A 19,865-nucleotide genomic window follows, 5' to 3' on the forward strand; every position below is an offset into this window, starting at 1 on the left:
CGAGCAGGAATTAAGACTCTACAATCGTTAATCAAGGATCCACAAGCATGCTATTAAATTCGTGGGGATCCCTCAGGGTCAGAGTCTGAGGGATCCCCACAAAAGAATGAATAAAAATCATGAGATAGGTTAAAAACGGAGGAACATTCATGGCATTTGGTGATCAAATTTATCGCCAAACAAAAATTACCACGAGTAAATGTCATGAATGCGAAACAAGTTTTATTAAAATGCCTATCGTTTGTCACCCCATTAATGCACAAAACACTCCGCTTGAGTTTGTTTGCTGCCATTGAAAGCTCAATGAACGGTAGCTCGCTTTCTATCACAGGACTTGGCCGGAATATAACGAATAAAGCAAAGGAAAAACATAAGATTAAGCGTGTAGATAGGCTCTGTAGTAATAGCCACTTACATCGTGAAATCGAGTTTATATACACCCGTATGACCTGCCTGCTAGTCGCGAAAATGAAGCAACCCATTATATCGATTGGTCAGATCTTGATGACCGAAAGCAGCATTTTCTCATTCGAGCATCTCTCGCCGCTCAAGGACGTTCGCTGACACTTTATGAAGAAATACATACGCTAAATAAAAAAGAGAAGCCTAAAACCCATCTACTATTCCTGAAAAAACTTAATCATATCCTCATGCCATTTATAGGTTTTAATGTCATACCATTTATAGGTTTTAATGCTTTTCCATTTATAGGTTTTAGTGTTTATCTCAAGTATCGTAGTAGCTGTTAACTATAGTTAAATAAACTGTATGACACTAAATACATAGGCCAACACCTGGATTCCGGCTCAAAAGCATTGCCGGAATGACGTAAATATAAACATTACCGCTATGAGGTGTGTTTAGAACTCTTCTGGTGTGACACAAACAAAAAAGCGACCTTTCGGTCGCTTTTAAATTCTAAAACTTCAAATGAAGCTAACTATTCCATAATTGCGTCGCTGGCGATGATAAGACAATGAAGTTTGAGGTTTTCGCCGCGGAGTTGACTGGTGTCAAACTCCTTATTTCGAGCTATGCGAAAACTCTCAGCTGAAGCCTAAATAGCGTTACTGCCGAAAGTAAGACAAAAAAGCCGCTGCATTTCGCCACGGAGTTGACTGTTGTCAATGAGTAGCGAAAAGTAGCGGCTGATGCAGTATTACTGAGGTTAAGTAGCTATTTACTCGTAGTCAGATAATGGGACGCAGCTACACATAAGGTTGCGATCCCCATACACATCATCAATACGATTTACGGTTGGCCAAAACTTATTGGCTTTAACCGCTGCCGTTGGGAACACGGCCACTTCACGACTGTACGGACGTGAATCAAACTCTGGGTCCATAATATCCGCTAGGGTGTGAGGAGCATTATGCAGTGGGTTATTGTCCACTGGCCACTCGCCTGCTTCTACTTTGGTAATTTCACCGCGAATAGAAATCATCGCTTCGATGAAACGGTCTAGCTCAACCTTAGACTCAGATTCAGTAGGCTCAATCATCAACGTACCCGCTACCGGGAAGCTCATGGTTGGTGAATGGAAACCATAGTCGTTTAGACGCTTAGCGATATCCATTTCGGTTACGCCAGAGGTTTCTTTTAATGGGCGTAAATCGATAATACATTCATGGGCTACACGGTCGTTACGGCCAGTAAATAATACTGGGTAATGAGGCAGTAGCTTTTTCATGATGTAGTTAGCGTTTAAAAGCGCAGTTTGGGTTGATTGCTTAACCCCTTTAGTGCCCAACAACTTAATGTACATCCAGCTGATTGGCAAAATGCTGGCGCTACCATAAGGTGCGGCAGATACGGCGCCGTTATGGTCGCTTTCGCGGCCTGGCTTAATCACTACGTGGCCTGCTACAAATGGCGCAAGGTGTGCTTTAACACCAATAGGGCCCATACCTGGACCACCACCGCCGTGCGGGATAGCAAAGGTTTTGTGTAAGTTAAGGTGCGATACGTCTGCGCCGATAAAGCCTGGTGATGTTAAGCCAACCTGTGCGTTCATGTTCGCGCCGTCTAGGTACACTTGACCGCCATATTGATGGACGATTTCGCATACTTCGCGGATTGATTCTTCATACACACCGTGAGTCGATGGGTACGTGATCATGATGCATGAAAGGCTGTCTGCTAGTTCGGCTGCTTTAGTGCGTAAGTCTTCTAAATCAATGTTACCTTGCTTGTCGCAAGCAGTAACCACTACCTTCATACCAGCAAGTTGTGCCGATGCTGGGTTGGTGCCGTGAGCTGATTGTGGGATTAAGCAAATGTTACGGTGCGCGTCGCCGCGAGACTCGTGGTATTTCTTAATCGCTAACAAGCCAGCGTACTCGCCTTGCGCACCTGAGTTTGGTTGAATACACACAGAATCGTAACCGGTGATTTTAACTAAAAACTCAGACAGTTCGTTAATTAACTGGGTGTAACCTTGTGCCTGATCTAGCGGGCAGAATGGGTGCATGTTAGCAAATTCTGGCCAGCTTACTGGTAGCATTTCCACTGCTGCGTTGAGTTTCATGGTGCATGAACCTAACGAGATCATTGAGTGGTTTAAGGCTAAATCTTTGTTTTCGAGGCGCTTGATGTAACGCATCATCTCGGTTTCGCTTTGGTAGCGATTAAACGTTGGATGAGTTAATACCGCATCTTGACGTACTAGCGCATCTGGAATTGACTGGCTGCCATTAGCAACGATGTCGGCATCAAGTGCTGCAACATCTAAGCCGTGACCTGCGCCTAGGATAACGTCAAACAAGTCTGCGATGTCTGTACGGATAGTGGTTTCATCTAAGCTGATACCAAACACGCCGTCTGCATCTATACGTAAGTTCACTTGCGCAGCAATAGCACGGGCATTAATGGCGGCAACATCGGCACCTTTAACACTGATGGTGTCGAACCAAGTGGTGTTAGCTAAGGTTAAGCCTTTAGCTGTTAAGCCTGCCGCTAAAATGTCAGCTAAACGGTTAATGCGTGATGCAATGGTTTTTAAGCCTTGTGGGCCGTGGAATACCGCATAAAACGACGCCATGTTGGCTAATAAAATTTGCGCGGTACAAATGTTTGAGTTGGCTTTTTCGCGGCGAATATGTTGCTCGCGCGTTTGCATGGCCATACGTAATGCGCTGTTGCCGCGGGTGTCTTTTGACACACCAATAATACGGCCTGGCATTGAACGCTTGTGTTCGTCACGGGCAACAAAGAATGCTGCATGTGGTCCGCCGTATCCCATTGGTACGCCAAAACGTTGCGCACTACCAAATACTACGTCTGCGCCCATGGCGCCCGGTGATTTAAGTAACATTAACGACATGATGTCGGCTGCTACTGTAACAATAACTTTGTTGTCGCGGAGCGTGGCAAATAGCTCAGTGTAATCGGTAATTTGGCCAATACGGTTGGTGTACTGGAACAAGGCACCAAATAACTCGTAATTTACCGCTTCACTTGCAGGACCGACAACGACTTCAAAACCAAAACATTCAGCGCGGGTTTTCACTACGTCTAATGTTTGTGGGAATACGTCATCGGCAACAAAGAAGATGTTGGCTTTTTTGGCTTTAGATACGCGCTTGGCAAGTGCCATGGCTTCTGCCGCTGCGGTCGCTTCGTCCAGCAATGAGGCTGATGCAAGGTCAAGACCGGTTAGGTCCATTGACACTTGTTGGAAGTTTAAGATTGCTTCTAAACGGCCCTGGGCGATTTCTGGCTGATATGGAGTATAAGCAGTGTACCAACCTGGATTTTCGAACACGTTACGCAAAATAACATTTGGCACTTGCACGCCGTAGTAACCCATCCCGATATAGCTTTTAAAGACTTTGTTTTTGTCTGCTATGTTGCGGATATAGGCGATACCTTCGGCTTCGCCACACGAGTCACCGATGGTGAGGTCTTGTGGTAAGCGGATTTTGCCAGGAACGGTTTGCGCGGTTAAGTCTTCTAACGACTCTGCACCAATGAAGTTGAGCATTTCTTGTTGCTGCTCAGCACTTGGGCCAATGTGGCGTGTTAAAAATAACTCGTGTTGTTCTAGTTGTGTCAGGGTTTGCTTGGTCATGTTAAACCTTGTTCCAAATCGACCAGTTATGGCGGTAGGGCACAGAACTGGATTAGGGTGAAAATGGGTAATACGTGAATAACCTGTTTAGGGTTTATTATGTTGCGCGCTCGTCATTTTTTTTAGCTGCACATAACAAAGAAGCTCCCGAGGGAGCTTCCTGCGTCATTGGCGCTTATTCTTGGTCAATCACTTCTTGGTAACCGTCTGCATCTAATAATGCATCAACTTCTGATTCGTCAGAAGGCATAACACGGAAGAACCAACCGTCACCAAATGCGTCGCTGTTAACACGCTCTGGCGAATCTTCTAAAGATTCGTTTACGGCAATCACTTCACCAGAAATAGGTGCATAGATGTCTGATGCCGCTTTAACTGATTCAGCCACTGCGCAGTCTTCACCGGCTGTGACTGTGTCGCCAACTTCTGGCAATTCTACGAATACCATGTCGCCTAATAGCTCTTGAGCATGCTCAGTGATACCTACTGTGTAGCTACCGTCTGATTCTTTACGGATCCATTCGTGTGAAGATGCATATTTCAAGTCTGCTGGAATAGTGCTCATTATCGTTGTTCCTTAATCTGATGTTCTAATACTTAACAAATAAATTCTTTTTAGGTAAAGCACAACTCATTTTATTGAGTCGTTAGAAAGCTTGCTTACCGTTACGTACAAAACTTGGAGCGATGACTTTTACGTTAACACGCTTTTTACGCATTTCAACTTCAGCTACAGCACCAATACCATTAGGCACACGGGCCATGGCAATAGAATAGCCTAATGTTGGCGAAAACGAACCGCTAGTGATCACACCTTGATGCTCAACACCGTTTGCGTCGGTAAAAAATACTGCCATATCGTGGCGTAATACGCCCTTTTCTTCCATGACTAAGCCGACTAATTTGTCTGTGCCAGCCGCTTTAATGGCGGTAAGTGCATCACGGCCAATAAAGTCACGTTCGCTTGGCTCCCACGCAACTGTCCAGCCCATGTTAGCGGCTAATGGATTAATTGACTCGTCCATGTCTTGACCGTATAGGTTCATGCCCGCTTCTAAGCGTAATGTGTCACGTGCACCTAAACCACATGGCTTAACGCCTGCATCTAGTAGTGCTTGCCATAAGGCTTCGGCTTCGGCTTCTGGAACAATAATTTCGTAGCCCGCTTCGCCGGTGTAACCGGTTGTAGCAATAAATAAGCTGGCTGATTGCACACCAAAGAATGGCTTCATGCCTTCAACGGCAGCATTTTGCTCGGTGCTAAATACTGTAGCCGCTTTGGCTTTAGCATTAGGACCTTGCACGGCAATCATCGCAAGCTCTGGACGTTCAGTCACAACAACATCAAATGCTGCGGCTTGTTTGTTGATCCAGGCAAGGTCTTTGTCGCGAGTAGCGGAGTTAACCACCACGCGGTAATGGGTGTCGGTTAAGTAGTAGGTAATAAGGTCGTCGATGATGCCAGCGTTTTCGTCTAGCATTCCGCCGTAAAGGGCTTTACCAGGTACGGTAAGTTTGGCGACATCGTTAGCAAGTAACTTACGTAAGAAGGCACAAGCATCGCTGCCGGTAACGTCAACTACGGTCATGTGCGACACGTCGAACATGCCTGCATCTTGACGTACTGCGTGATGTTCTTCGATTTGAGAGCCGTAGTTAATCGGCATTTCCCAACCGTGGAAATCAACCATTTTGGCTTTAGATTCTAAATGCTTGTTAAAAAGTACAGTCTTGCTAGCCATTATTATCCCTTTTTTTGGGCCTTTAATTAGGTCTTAATCTAATGTAGGTATTTGATAAAATGCGAACAAAATTATACTCCGCAGACCTAATTTGTATACAAAAAATTTTTCTAATCCGAGTCCGGTCGCATTAGTTTAGCTAATCTATTGTTGTAATTTTTTTACATAATCTTTTACAATAAAAACGCCAATTTAACTGTGTAGACTGATATTAAACAAGTTTCTACATTAGCTATTATGAAATTGGCTCACGACAAAGTTTAGGTAATGTCATTTTGTTACCCATAGCCTGTTTGATGAACACTGTTTTCAGCCCAGCGACATTATCAACTAGGGTTAGGCCTATGTCGCGCATGGCTTTTTTAAGCGGATTGCTGCCGGCAAACAGTCTTTTAAAGCCTTCCATGGTGGCAATCATCTCCATCGCCTCTGCTTTACGCCAACGTTCAAGGGCTCGTAAGTGGCTATATTCGCCTAAATCTTTGCCTTGCTCATGCAGTTCGGTAAAGGTTTCGATGATACTGGCGGCGTCTAAAAAGCCTAGGTTAACCCCTTGGCCAGCTAACGGATGAATGGTATGAGCTGCATCACCTGCCAGTACTAATCGATGGCGGGCAAAGTGGCGCGCATAGCGCATCCGTAGCGGAAATGATTGACGCTTGCTGATCACCTGGCACATGCCTAAACGGCCATCTAGCGCGGCAGTTAACGCTTTGCCAAATTCTATATCGTCTAATGCTAACAATTGTTCGGCTTGGTCGGGCGATACCGACCAGACGATGGAACATAAATTGTCGTCATACAATGGCAACATAGCTAATGGACCACCGGGTAAAAAGGCTTGTCTGGCGGTGGCGTCGTGAGCGAGTTCGGTGCGCACAGTCGCGACAATAGCATGGTGGCCGTAGTCCCAAAATGTTAGCGGAATACTGCATTGTTGGCGCACCCAAGAGTTGGCGCCGTCGGCGGCAACCACTACGGCGGCACTGACATTGTCGCCATTGGCTAGGGTTAGCCAAGCTTCGCGCTCGCCAAAGGCTACGCGCTCAAGACGTTGGTTTTCAATATAGGTAATGTTGCTTATTTCGCTGGCACGTTTGGCAAGGGCATAACTGATGGCATCGTTTTCTATGATCGAGCCTAAATAGGCTTCGCTGATGCTGTGAGCGTCGAACTCAATTTTGCCTAGGCCGTCTTTGTCCCACACCGACATTTTTTGGTAAGGGCTAACACGGCTGTCGTCGAGGTATTGCCACGCGCCGAGATTTTCAAGTAATTGCTGACTGGCTTTGTTAATCGCACTAACGCGTAATTTAGGCTCGCCACTGACCGCTTGGGTTGTGCCAGCATCGATAACCACCACATTAAGGTCGGCATTGGCTAAACCGATTGCGGTTGCAAGCCCAACCATACCACCGCCGACGATGGCAACATCATAAGTTTTAGTTGAAAACATGGTCAATCCTTACCTTAAAATGAGTTAACGCCAGCCCATGGCGGTTTGCACTACGGGGCGTTTTAACGGCGGTAGCCAAGACAATAAACGCAAACCGATATTGCGTCCGGCAACTAACGGCCAATATTGATTGGAAAAGCCACGCACTAAAAATTCGATGTTGTTGAGTGTGCTGTCGCGATCGGCTTGGCGAGCGGCTAAATATTGATGCACGATAGCGCTGCTGCCGAGGTCGACTTCGGTTGCGGTGTTGCTGCTAAAGGCGTGTTCAAGCACCTTGAGGAGCCCGACTACATCACGTAAACCTAGGTTAAAGCCTTGTCCGGCGATAGGGTGTAGCGTTTGCGCGGCGTTACCGATAAATATACAACGATGGTAAATCGGCCTTGGCATGTACGATAACGTGAGTGGATAACTGACCCGCTGCCCCACATCGATAAAGCGGCCGACACGATGGCCAAATGCTTGTTGTAATTCCACTAAAAACTCAGCTTTATCTGCATTTTTTAATGCATCAGCTTTGGCTGGCGGTAATGCCCATACCAGTGAATATCGCGCTTGAGTGGAAGGTGTTGATGGCACTGACGTCATCGGTAACAGTGCTAATGGGCCGGTTTGGGTAAAGCGCTCATAAGCCCAGTGTTGATGCGGTTGGTCGGTAATGACATTGGCAACGACCGCCGTTTGATCAAAATTGACTTGCTCAGTAGGCTGCTGTAAATGTTGACGCACAACCGAATTAGCGCCATCTGCGGCCACCAGCAACTGACAATGCAGCTGAGTGCCATTATCTAATGTTAATAAGTGACCGTCTGTTTGGGCTTGTAAATCAGTGACTTTGGCAGGACAAAACACGCTGACAGATGACTTAGCCAGTTCGTCGAATAACACGTTACCCACTCGAGCTAATTCAACCACCTGCCCTAATGCATCTAAGCCTAATGGTTTAGCGTTGAGTTCGGTCATGCCAAAGTGGCCGCGATCAGACACATGAATATTTTCGATCGCGGTGCCAAGATGCTGCAACTTAGGCCAAATGCCTAAACGAGTCAGTTCGAAAATAGAACCGTGCGCAATGGCGATAGAGCGGGCATCAAAACCGGGGTGATTGTTGTTGGCAACATGGGCTTCGATGAGTGCAATACGCAGCGGGCGCGCTAAAGTGGCAGATGATAACGTAGCAGATAATGTGGCAGATAACTGAGCTAACCCTAGGGCTAACGTGGCACCTGCCATGGCGCCACCCACTATGGCAATATCAACGACTAGTGGCTCGGTAGAAGTGTGTGCTGTGGTCATACGCTGCGTTGCTGCCTATACCAAAATGTTAGTGAAAAGTAGAATGCTCATCGGTGTCATTCAAAGGCATGTCTAAGCCAAACTCTGAATAACATAAAATAGCTGACATTCTGACAAACTCTTGCAGTTCTTCGTAGGCAACTTCTGATTCTTCGTCATCACCGACATCAAATTCTACTTGAGCGATATCGGCAAGGTCTTTAATTACCTCACGCACATCGGTTGACGCTTTGTTTAGCTCTGGTTGAATAATGGCAATGCCCGTTAAAAAACTTTGGGTCCATAAGGCTAACGCTTCAACGCGATCGCTCAGCGGCGCTTCTTCTTCTGGTAATAAAAGAGTAAAGCCAAATTCGAAATCGACTAAGCGGGTCACGGTGTCTTGATACAAATCGCTGATCAGCTGTTGTAAGTTTGGTTCTAGCGGTTGACCGTCGTTCATTAACTCAACTAACGGCTTGAGCCAGGCTAAATTTTCTTGCTTTACACCACCACAAATAATCCCAACAAGCGCCCCGTGCACTTCTACTGGATGCTGGCCGACTTCAGCGTAATCTAAGGCCTGTTTTAGTTTTTCGATACATAATGAAGGTGGGATTGCCATGGTAAATTCCTAAAAGCGCTATATCTGCTTCAATGCTAGCAGAGTTACTATGATGCTCCAAATGCTAGTGTGTATTGTGCCCAAATAATGCCTAGACTGAAGCGGATTTGTTCACACAAACAGCAAATAGTTAAAAAGGGATGCTGTTGCCTTGCTCTTTTAAATTCAGCCCTATATAGTTCGCGAACTGACTAAGGATCTGAGGCAACATTATGAGTAACAGTGCTGTTGACATTACCCTATTAGGGCGCACCTACTCTATCGCATGTCCAAAAGGACGCGAAGATGCATTGCGGACTGTTGCCAGAGAAGTTGAAAACCAACTGACAACCTTAAAGTCGCGTACTAATAATTTAAGCCGTGAAGAGTTAGCCATTATGGCGGCGCTGAACATTGGCAATGAATTGTATGAAGAAAAACAAAAAAACAAACAATATATGGCGCAAATGGATGAGCGTATTTCTTTGTTACAGTCAACGTTGGAAACATCGTTGGTTGAACGAAGCCGCTAGGAAGGCTAAACTAAGATTTCAGAACTAAGCATTGCTTAATTCTACCCTGTTTTGCTCCCTGGGATATTTGCTCGTTGGTTAAGTCCCTGTGCCGATAATTACAAACCCAGGGTGAATGCTTTCGTTAACATTGTGCATGCTCGGATTATACCGAGAAGCCTTAGGAGATGAACATTTACCCGCCTTGAACCTACGGTTCAAGGGCTGCGCCGGCAGCGGTATTTTGGGGAGCATTCTAATTTTATGATGAACACTCTTTAAGAAGTGTTCATCATACCTCTGCAATATTCCATTATTTGTTACCTTGATTTAGCCATAAACATTTATGTCTGCTCATATATCAGTCTCATTGATATAAAAGATAACAACCATTTGCTGCATTAATGTGCCTTAAATTGAAAAATCTAAATGGTACTGGACTGGATCTGAAACTAATCAGGTTTTGATAAGTCATCCTCGTTCACATTTTGATGTTTGAATTAAGTTTACTTTAATCCATAAGGTTGTTTTACCGGGTTCATTAATGTATAAAACATTAAATATTAATAACTTGTAAATATGGATTATGACAAGTCGTGTCGTCGCCCCCTATTTTTACAGCATCATTATGGCTGTACTACTGCTGACTTTAGCAGGCTGTAAATCCACCCCAACGCCTTCACCTAAGCCTGTTAATATTGTTCCCACTGAGTTATCTCATTTACCAACTGATGCTGCTACCCAAGGCTTGAATATTATTGATACTCAGCTGAGCCTGGGCGACCGTAATTTATATCTGGCCAATAATGGCAATATCAAAATGCTGTCTACTGCCGAATGTCGATTAGACATATCAGCTCATCGGGGCGATTTTCGGCAGCCAGAAAGCAGTGCCAATGCCATTGCAGCGGCGTTAAATGATAATTTTAACAGTGTTGAAATTGACGTAATGCTACTCAAAGATGGTACTTGGGTTAATCATCACGATAGTCAGACCGGTCGCGCGACGGTGTATTACACCGGTGAACGCTTCAAACTAAACCGTATGAACCTTCAAGAGTTTGCTAATCTCAAACTGCGAGACAAGCAAAGTAACCATTTACTGGATCAACGCCCTATTACTGCTGTTGAAGCCTTTAAAACCTTTGCTGCATATCGCAATCACAATCAACAACTGAATGTAGAAGTTAAGTCTGACACCAACGGCCAAAAACTCGTTGAACTCGATAATATGCTCAGAAAATATATTGGTTTAGGTGGTTTTTATTATTCAGCCGCAGACCAAGACACACTCTATAAACTCCGAGGTATTAACCCTTCAGTTTATTTAGGCTTTATTCAAGGTGGACACCCGACTAGCATTGAAAAGTTAACGGCTGATTTGCGTAAAGGCGTAAAAAGCGATACTTATTATTTAGATAATAAAAATAAGCTTGAGCTAGTGGGTCGATACGGTACTAAGCGTTATCGTTCACGTTATAAAGATTATACGGCAAAATCCTCACTTTCTGAATTACAGAGAAAACTGGGTAAAAACTCTGGGCTCCACCTAGATATCCGTAGCTTTATGCAACATGCCAACGTTAAATATCATGCACATCAACTCGGAATGAAAGTGTATACCTATTCGCTCAATGGTAGCGAGTATCATCAATCACAGCTCATCAAATTAACCACAGCTCAACTTCCTGATGGCGCCATTGTCGATGCGACACCTTACAAAATTTGCCAACGTCTATTCAATGCAGCTTTGCCAGTTAAACGTTATCAGCCATTGAGCCATCTTGGTCGCTATATTGCGTCTTTACCGCAAGATGCTGACTTTGATCGTTTTGCCGAAATGCGTGGCTATCAAAACGAAGGTTACTATCTATCATTAGACTCTGGCCTTGCTGCCATCAACGCGACTCCCGTTAAAGTAGTGCCAAACACTATTCCTACTCCGTTGTTAGAACATGGTTTTCCTACTATCACTGATGAAAAAATTGATAACAATACAGGTGATACAATCATTTTAAGGTTGCCTGCACGCCAAGCTAAATAGCAATTAAATAACGACATAAAGATAAAAAGACGATGGTTGATAAAGATTAATATGACTGAAAATAACAAAAGTCCATTTGCAACAAATCTGCTTAACAGCGCTCCTACACAAAAAAAAATGCAATCCGCGGTAAAAGAGCTGGAAAAAGTACAAAAAAGTCAGCAATCAACCGCTAAAAAAGTAGAAAAGCAGCAAGCAGTTGAAGCCCAAATAAATAAAACGGGCCAACCCTTCTGGTGGATGTTGTTGATGTTCATTTGCTCACTAGTGTATTTGTTCCCTGAAGCGGTATTTAATGCAGCGTTGACCGATGTTGCTGGAGGACGAAACTCCAGCATAGAAGACTTACGAACAGTAGAGCTATTTGGCCGAACAATCAGTGGAATAGGCGTTACGTTACTGTTAGCTGATTTATTATTAAAGGGTAAAAAAGTCGCTAACGTTACGCGCGCTTTAGGTTACTTTGCACTCATTGCGGTACTTGTGTGGCCAACGGTATTTTTTGGACAAAAATGGTTAGTCGATCATTTTATTATTGATGCTTCAACGCCTGAAGAACGCCAGCAAGCTTATTTATCGCAGTTACTCCGTAGTGCGTTAATTGAAAACTCAATCACATTCGAAGGTATTGAGTATGATCCCAATAAAGAACACAGTGCTATCGAAAAAACCTTTTTATCGGTATTTGGTGGATTAGTTTACGCTGACGACAAATTAGTCGACGATTTAAAGGACAAAAAGCGTTTGATAATGGAAAAGTTTGTTCGCGATCGAGCCATGTCTCGGTTTGACGAACACTATGGCCATTATGATAATTTCCGCCAAACACTGCGCAATAAATACACTGAGTATGCCTCGGGTTCAAATCAATATAACCAAGCCTTAGCCAGTGTACAAACTCGGTCGGATTCATACTGGTTAGACACCCAAAATCAAGTTAAGCAAGGGTGGGAACAATACCAAAAAGGCACCAAAGCTTATGAAGCTAGGGTGGAATCGCGAGCTCAAAAAATTGCTCCAAAACTATATGACTATTTTGAACGTCGTAATAAATGCGCAGAAAAGAAAAGTGGTAGTAGTAAGGATAGATGTTTTGAGCGATTACAAAAAGGCTATGACAAAGAAATAGCCAAGTACGGTATTCCTTATATTCCTCCAGATGATTGGTTAATTCGCGAAGAGATCTCAACCTCAGAAAACGTCGGCAATTCTATTATTTCAGGCATTATGAGCTTAGGCTTATTCACGGCGATGCAGGCTGCAGATGCTATCACTGGAGGCGATGCTGGCTTTAAAGATCATCGCATGGTGTACACCAACGATGTAAATCATTATAAAAAAGTATTGATGATAAAAATGGCACCTGATTTTGTTAAGGAGTCGGGGGGCTACTCTCTAGGCATTAACTCAATCCATCAATTTAGAGTTCATGAACTTACCAGTATAAAAGTTAATAAGAAGCTGAAACAAAAAGGCTTATCTTTATCTCCTTCTTGGTCAATCACCGATCGCAACAGCTTTGATATTGCGGTGGCTAAAAAAGTACGTCAACAAGCAGATGCTGAGTGGCGCTCAAAAATGAAAGCTAAGGGTAGCGATATGCCACCTAATTTGAGCTGGCAAACCTTTCAACAGCAAAGCGATATTCAACAGCGTATAAAACAAGAAATGAAAGAGTTGTACGTTAATCCTACGCTAGCCGATTGGAATAATCGCGAGTTTAAGCAACATATTATTGAGCCCAATATAAAACGTAAAACCACTGAATACCTCAATGTGCTCGAAGCTCAACTAGTTGAGTTTGCCGATGGCGGTGCGTTTGAATCAACAGGTAAATCGGCATTACGTTCAACGATTATTCCGCCAATTTCTATGGCGATTAGCTTAGCATTAGTGTTACTTACCGTATTAAAGCTACCGATGAAAGCGGTCGAACTAGTACAAGCTAAACGTGCGTCCTCTGCGCCAAGAGTTAAGCCTAATCGCTTGATAAAACCGGTGATATCAACGGTGTTATTAGCGTCAATATTTGTGGTTCCGTTATCGATGGGCGGCAACCAATACACTATGCCAGGCTCATCACTGCATTACTTTTTTGATCAAATGGAAAAGAACGATTCCGCCACGGTGTCATATACGCTTAAATGGTTACTTGTGACCTTGCCGATTGTACAACCTATCGGCTCTTCAATAGACCAGCGCTTATTAATTACCCAAGGCTTTAATGCCATCAGCGACCCGATTAATCGCTTTGATTTAGCGGTAATACCAGCACATAAGGCCACTCAACCGGCTAAATCATCACCTACCAATACTGCCCTATTACCCCTAACGATTAAGAGTAATATCGCAAATGCCAACGTGTCTGTGATGAATATTAAGCCCAAATATCAAGCCGGCATGATGCTACCTGCTGGCAATTACGACATTAAAGTCTCTGCTTCAGGACAAGAGCCCATTAGACAATGGATATATTTGCAAGCTGGCCAAACGAGTTTCGACATTAATTTTTAATGAGCTGATGCTGTTCGCTGGTGACAGAAACAGCAAAATGAATCACGCATTGTTTATAGGAAGTATTACGTGAGTAAATTAGAACAATTCCAACGATTTATCCGCAGCAACGGTAAAGATCTAACTGGTGTAGACGTACCAGTAATATTAAGCAACGAACAAACAAAACTGCCTCAACTTAAGTTTACTTTTGGGTGGACGATTGAAGTTGGGGTGAGTCAACACGAACATGGCGCCTATTGTCCGAATGGCATTAAATCTGGTAGTGCATCGAATGCGAGGGATTACGCCCACGACAAAGCAAAAGAGTATGCTAGCGGACAAAACTCGTTATTTAACGATCGCTTTTTAAACATTCTTGGGCCTGATATTTCTAGCAATTTTTTGATACGAAATAGAGACTTAAAATCTGCACCAGAAACCTATGTAGGCAGCAAAGTGTGTTACAACTGCAGTGGTTCGGGGTCACAAAGCTGTTCTAATTGCCATGGCTCTGGCAAGAATTCTTGTACCGGTTGTAGTGGCAGCGGCCGCATTAGTGTGTCGCGTTACGACAGCCATAATAATCGCACGGTTTACACGACAGAATCATGCACATCCTGCTGGGGAAGTGGTAAAAAAACCTGTAATACCTGCAGCGGCTCAGGTTCTGTAACCTGTAATACTTGTAATGGTGGTGGTTATCTCTATTACAGTTACACCATTGATGGTGATGCCAAACGTAGCACTAAATGGGCTTATAATAGTAACGACTATCACGAGTGGACCTCTGAATTCGTTAAAAATAATGGTTTAGACTTAGTTTATCATTTGACCGAGATAACTGAAGTTGACGTTGAGGGTACCCTTGATGGTTGTACTTTTATTTATGCTTTTACCGCTAAACTGCCGACGTTACAATTTACCGCGACGGTAGATAAAGTCGATACAACAATGTGTTTTGCAGGTAAGAATGACACTACCCATAATGCCGGTGGTGTTTACGATCCTGCAGTATGGTTTGTGGCGCAGAAATTGACAGGCAATGACCAAGAAACCGACAAAGATGTATTAGCAACACCTGCCATAAAAGACATTATTGAAGCGAACACCACCAATACTCAAATTGCGTTATTAACAGAAAATTGGGTATCAAATGAGATTAACGATGCTGTTATCTCTAACTATCAACACTTAGTCACTACGTTAAAAAAGCAGAGCGTTAAGGGCATTGCCCCAAACATGTTTTTAAGCTTAGTGAAGTACACTTATTTGTTCTTCACGTTAGGGATGTTGATCGCGCTGTTATTTCCTTTATTTGCCGCTGAAACGGGTCACCGCATGAGTGTGACACAAGTGCCAGAATGGATAATGGCATTATTGATGATGAAATTTGGTTTATTTGGACTCCCCGCTTATGTGAATTATGCGTTTGTCTTTGGACTGCTGTGGTTAAGCTATAAGAGCGTAAAGAAGTGGTATTGGAAAAATATCGGTAAAACCAAAATCTGGTTATTGGCGATTAGCATCACACTATTATTACCACACATCGGCCTTTCATCTTATTACAATACGTTAGAGCTACTTAGACACTCACCCACCATCGCTAGCACCTTAGTGAGTGGCTCGCTATTAGTCGGTGTTTACTTACTTATTTTTGGGGTGAAAAAACCTAAAAGATGGTATGGAAAACTGTTTGGTTTATTGGCTGGGCTGGGTATTTACTGCGCCATTCAATATGGGCTTTACGTGATAAATCCAACGTATGGTTTTGTGGTAGATCATGCTCATTATGCCCGTGAGGTGACGAAGCTATTAACATCGGCCTTGGATTTTATGAAGCACAATGTCTTTGAGTGGGGCTTGTTATCGATTAGCTTTACTTATTTTTTAACCCGTAGACGTTTTTGGTTAAAAGCAAAAACAATGGTGGCGGATTACGATAGCCCAGTGCTACTAAAATCAATGAATATGGATAAATAGTGTTACGTATTTAGGTTCGATATGCAGAGCAGAGGCTAAATTTTGTAGCAACATTAGCAGAAGATTAACCTGTGCTTTCATATCGACTCAGAAAGCGATAATCTACTTTCATACTGTGTTTTGGTGTTTTTAATTTGTAAGTGATGGAGTACTCCTAATATATGAGTATCACGCGTTTTATGGCTAACAAGGACAATCGTCCTGTTACGTCAACCTCTTCGGCACGCATCAGCTATTTTGCCACGCCAACCGAACTCGAAGACCCCGTATTTGAAAGTGTCGACATGAGTCGCGATAATATTCGTCGCCATGTAAGACAAGAACGTAATAGCCTCAGCGCTGAAGAACAAAATCAATTAGCCTTAATTGCCAGCCGTCATATGTTAGCTGAAATTCAGGCACAGTCGGCTCAGCATGTTGCCTTGTATGTCACTCACGATGGTGAACTTGCTACTCAAAAACTGATTGAAGCGTTATGGGATGTCGACATTAATCTCTATTTGCCGCGTATTCATCCGTTTAGTAAGGGCAATTTGTTGTTTGTGCGCTACGATCGCGACTCGGTGATGGTTAATAATCAATATGGTATTAGCGAGCCACAGCTTAATGTGCAGCATGTCATTACCGTTGATAAGCTAGATATGATCATTACTCCGCTAGTTGCCTTTGATGAACACGGCAATCGCATGGGCATGGGCGGCGGATATTATGACCGCACCTTGGCACAAGTGGTCGATAAAAAGCCGTTAGCCGTAGGCTTTGCCCACGACTGTCAGCAAGTCAGCCAAGTGCCTACTGATTTTTGGGATATTCCTTTACCAGTGATTATTACCCCAACGAGACGATTGGCTATTTAAAATAGCTTAATACTATTAAGGTCGTGGCGCTTCGCCCACACCAGACCAAGAAGGGGAAAACGGCTTCCCCATCTTGGATCACCCCGGCAGCTCCGGCAAAGTGTTCATCCTCATAGCATAATAAAAATCACCTAACGACTCAGATGGTACATCTGATGTGAATGGACTGACGAATCTCGTGATGACATGGATATCAAAAAACGACCATGTACCCCCGAGCCTGTTACATATCTGCAAGACAGGAGTCTACATGCCTTGAAACACAGGGATGTGTGATAAAGGCCATGATGTCACTACGGCATTTTCATCACGCTATTTCGGACACTTTGGACGGAGACACGTTGATACTGCTGATTCCTCTTACATACCAACTAGACTTTGTAGAAGGTAAAAATCAAACATAACAGAATGGAAAAAGCCCCATCAATAAACGCTATTGATGGGGCTTTTTAGTTAACTGATTAGACTAAAAATGGGCTTACACAATTGCTTTCTCTAATGCTTGGCTGACATCAGCAATGATGTCGTCTATGTGCTCAATACCCACAGAAATACGCACTAAATCTTCTGATACTCCGGCTTTGGCTAATTCGGCACTGTCTAACTGGCGATGGGTAGTACTGGCGGGATGACAAGCTAACGATTTAGCGTCACCAATATTGACCAAACGTAGCACCATTTGCAGCGCATCAATAAACTTACCACCAGCTACTTTACCCGCTTCGGCATTAGCAGCTTTAATGCCAAAACTAATAATACCAGAGGCTTTACCACCAGTGATTTTTTGACAAGTTGCATGATGCGGACTGTCTGGTAGTGCTGCGTAATTAACCCAGCTAATATTAGGGTGTTGCTGGAGATATTCGGCTAGCGTAAGCGCATTACTGCAGTGACGTTCCATGCGTAAACTTAAGGTTTCTAAGCCTTGAAGTAACAAAAATGAACTGTGTGGTGACAAGGCTGCGCCAGTATTACGCAGTGGCACTACGCGGCATCGGCCAATATAAGCGGCTGGACCAAAGGCGTCGGTATACACCACACCGTGATAAGACGGATCTGGTTCATTTAGTATCGCAAAACGTTTTTTGTTGGCGACCCAGTCAAATTTACCCGAGTCAATAATCACCCCGCCAATGGTTGTGCCGTGGCCGCCAATGTATTTAGTGAGCGAATGAATAACAATGTCGGCACCATGATCAAATGCGCGGCACAATACTGGCGTCGCTACAGTGTTATCTACAATAAGTGGCACCCCGTATTTGTGAGCAATATCGGCCAAACGTTGTAAGTCGACAATATTACCGGCTGGGTTACCAATCGATTCGCAAAATAGGGCTTTGGTGTTGTCGTCAATTAATGCATCGAGACCATCAAAGTCATCAAACGCCGCCATACGGACTTCAACGCCTTGGCGTGGCAGTGTATGGGCAAATAAGTTATACGTGCCGCCGTACAACTGGCTAGTGCTGACAATGTTGTCGCCCACTTGTGTTAACGCTTGGATAGCATAAGTAATGGCGGCCATGCCTGATGCCACTGCAAGCGCACCGATGCCGCCTTCAATCGCGGCTAAGCGTTGCTCTAACACGCTAGTAGTAGGATTCATTATGCGGGTGTATATGTTGCCAGCCACTTTTAAATCGAACAGGTCGGCACCGTGCTGGGTATCATCGAAGGTATATGAGGTGGTTTGGTATATCGGCACCGCGGCGGCTTTGGTGGTGGCTTCAGACTCGTAGCCATAATGTAGCGCCAATGATTCCAGCTTCATGTTTTCTGCAGACATAGTGACTTCCTTTCGATAATAGCGAGTGTGGATACTGATTAATATCCACACTACCAATTAGCCATCTAGAAGTCTATAACAAATTGACGTCAACATTGCCCCGCACATTAGCGCTTGGCGTTTTATGGATTATTTTAAATGTCTGCCGCCATCAACAGCATAGCTGCGGCCGGTAACATAATGGCTGGCCTGCAAATAATCGACTAAGGAAATGATTTCTGCATTACCGGCTTCTTTAGGCAATATGGCTTTAGCCAATGCTTTGACTTTATAGGCATCATCGTCATCTTGGTTAAATAAAATCATCGCGGGAGCAATGGCGTTTACTTTAACATGCGGTGCTAACAAGCTAGCAAATGACAGTGTCATGTTATGCAGTGCTGCTTTACTGGCGGCATAGGCGATGTGCTTTTTACTGCCCTTTTCGGCGACGTAATCTGTCATGTGAATAATGTTGCTGGCACCTATGCTGTCGTCATTGGTTTTAGCTGCGCTAATCAGTAATGGCGCCAAGGCAAGATTGATTTGATACGGCGCTGATACGTGAATTTGCATCATTCGCGTCATAGTCTCGCTCGGGCTTAAGCCGTTGTTGTCGGGTAACCAGTCTGACGCATTATGAATAATGGTATCGAGGCGATCATGATGCTCATTGATGTGAGTAATTAATCCATCAATAGATGCCGCATCGGTTAAGTCGCATGAATGTAAACTCGCGCCCAACTTACCGAGCTGTTCAATGCTGTCATAATGAGTACGATAAGTGCCAATGACATGATGACCTTGTGCCAAATAATATTTGGCCAGTGCATAACCTATGCGTTTACCTACGCCAGTGATCAGTATTGTACGTTCCATAATGCTCTCTTAATTTTAGCTCTGATACATTGAGCCTTTATCATAATTAAATTAGATGGTTATCTAAGAATAAACCATCCTAGCGCGTAATAATGACAATCGATAGTGTAATGGGTGATAAAAAATGACTTCATTATGTGAAGTCATTTTTAAAAGGCATGCTGTGGCGCAAGCGATTCCGAG

General features: G+C 43.9%; 13 protein-coding genes, 1 other RNA gene and 1 pseudogene. 7 read left to right on the plus strand and 8 right to left on the minus strand.

Going from position 1 to position 19,865, the window contains the following annotated elements; genetic code table 11:
* Nucleotides 1-204: 204 nt before the first annotated feature.
* Nucleotides 205-650 (plus strand): annotated as a pseudogene (locus AAEY94_RS01750) (IS4 family transposase); the annotation flags it as partial.
* 530 nt (nt 651-1,180) lie between these two features.
* On the opposite strand, the gene gcvP reads toward AAEY94_RS01750, so the two are convergent.
* From gcvP to AAEY94_RS01780, 6 genes are all read right to left on the minus strand, one after another.
* Nucleotides 1,181-4,069, minus strand: coding sequence for an aminomethyl-transferring glycine dehydrogenase (gene gcvP / locus AAEY94_RS01755; RefSeq protein WP_350976828.1), 2,889 nt, complete (start codon nt 4,067-4,069; stop codon nt 1,181-1,183).
* A 175-nt stretch (nt 4,070-4,244) separates the two neighbouring features.
* Nucleotides 4,245-4,634 carry a glycine cleavage system protein GcvH gene (gene gcvH / locus AAEY94_RS01760; protein ID WP_101086035.1) on the minus strand — a complete coding sequence of 130 codons (390 nt, stop codon included), beginning with the start codon at nt 4,632-4,634 and terminating at the stop codon, nt 4,245-4,247.
* Nucleotides 4,635-4,716: 82 nt separating this feature from the next.
* A complete protein-coding gene (gcvT, locus tag AAEY94_RS01765) occupies nt 4,717-5,811 on the minus strand; it encodes a glycine cleavage system aminomethyltransferase GcvT (RefSeq protein ID WP_335690766.1) in 1,095 nt (364 codons plus the stop codon).
* A 235-nt stretch (nt 5,812-6,046) separates the two neighbouring features.
* Entirely contained in the window at nt 6,047-7,267 is a 1,221-nt protein-coding gene (locus AAEY94_RS01770; protein WP_350976833.1) for an FAD-dependent oxidoreductase, read from the minus strand.
* Nucleotides 7,268-7,291: 24 nt separating this feature from the next.
* Nucleotides 7,292-8,566 (minus strand): 2-octaprenyl-6-methoxyphenyl hydroxylase, encoded by a 1,275-nt coding sequence (gene ubiH, locus AAEY94_RS01775; RefSeq protein ID WP_350976836.1) that lies wholly within the window; start codon nt 8,564-8,566, stop codon nt 7,292-7,294.
* Between the two features lie 28 nt (nt 8,567-8,594).
* On the minus strand, nt 8,595-9,170 hold the full coding sequence (locus tag AAEY94_RS01780) for a UPF0149 family protein (RefSeq protein WP_101086039.1): 576 nt from the start codon (nt 9,168-9,170) through the stop codon (nt 8,595-8,597).
* A 212-nt stretch (nt 9,171-9,382) separates the two neighbouring features.
* Here AAEY94_RS01780 and AAEY94_RS01785 point away from each other — a divergent pair, with 212 nt between their 5' ends.
* The 6 genes from AAEY94_RS01785 to AAEY94_RS01810 all read left to right on the plus strand — a co-directional run bounded on the left by AAEY94_RS01785 (nt 9,383) and on the right by AAEY94_RS01810 (nt 17,038).
* Nucleotides 9,383-9,682, plus strand: coding sequence for a cell division protein ZapA (locus tag AAEY94_RS01785; RefSeq protein ID WP_101086040.1), 300 nt, complete (start codon nt 9,383-9,385; stop codon nt 9,680-9,682).
* Between the two features lie 52 nt (nt 9,683-9,734).
* Nucleotides 9,735-9,916: non-coding RNA, 6S RNA (gene ssrS, locus AAEY94_RS01790), on the plus strand.
* Nucleotides 9,917-10,247: 331 nt separating this feature from the next.
* Complete coding sequence (locus tag AAEY94_RS01795) at nt 10,248-11,705, plus strand: glycerophosphodiester phosphodiesterase (RefSeq protein WP_350976841.1); 1,458 nt, start codon at nt 10,248-10,250, stop codon at nt 11,703-11,705.
* 51 nt (nt 11,706-11,756) lie between these two features.
* On the plus strand, nt 11,757-14,219 hold the full coding sequence (locus tag AAEY94_RS01800; RefSeq protein ID WP_350976843.1) for a carboxypeptidase-like regulatory domain-containing protein: 2,463 nt from the start codon (nt 11,757-11,759) through the stop codon (nt 14,217-14,219).
* Nucleotides 14,220-14,288: 69 nt separating this feature from the next.
* Nucleotides 14,289-16,181 carry a hypothetical protein gene (locus AAEY94_RS01805; RefSeq protein ID WP_101086043.1) on the plus strand — a complete coding sequence of 631 codons (1,893 nt, stop codon included), beginning with the start codon at nt 14,289-14,291 and terminating at the stop codon, nt 16,179-16,181.
* A 161-nt stretch (nt 16,182-16,342) separates the two neighbouring features.
* On the plus strand, nt 16,343-17,038 hold the full coding sequence (locus tag AAEY94_RS01810) for a 5-formyltetrahydrofolate cyclo-ligase (RefSeq protein ID WP_350976847.1): 696 nt from the start codon (nt 16,343-16,345) through the stop codon (nt 17,036-17,038).
* A 478-nt stretch (nt 17,039-17,516) separates the two neighbouring features.
* Here the strand turns inward: AAEY94_RS01810 and AAEY94_RS01815 are convergent, their stop codons facing one another.
* Nucleotides 17,517-18,809 carry an O-acetylhomoserine aminocarboxypropyltransferase/cysteine synthase family protein gene (locus AAEY94_RS01815; protein WP_101086314.1) on the minus strand — a complete coding sequence of 431 codons (1,293 nt, stop codon included), beginning with the start codon at nt 18,807-18,809 and terminating at the stop codon, nt 17,517-17,519.
* Nucleotides 18,810-18,953: 144 nt separating this feature from the next.
* Nucleotides 18,954-19,682 (minus strand): dihydromonapterin reductase, encoded by a 729-nt coding sequence (gene folM, locus AAEY94_RS01820; protein WP_101086045.1) that lies wholly within the window; start codon nt 19,680-19,682, stop codon nt 18,954-18,956.
* Nucleotides 19,683-19,865: the final 183 nt, after the last annotated feature.

Source organism: Shewanella sp. AC34-MNA-CIBAN-0136, assembly GCF_040309945.1.
In the GTDB taxonomy this organism is placed as follows: Bacteria; Pseudomonadota; Gammaproteobacteria; order Enterobacterales; family Shewanellaceae; genus Shewanella.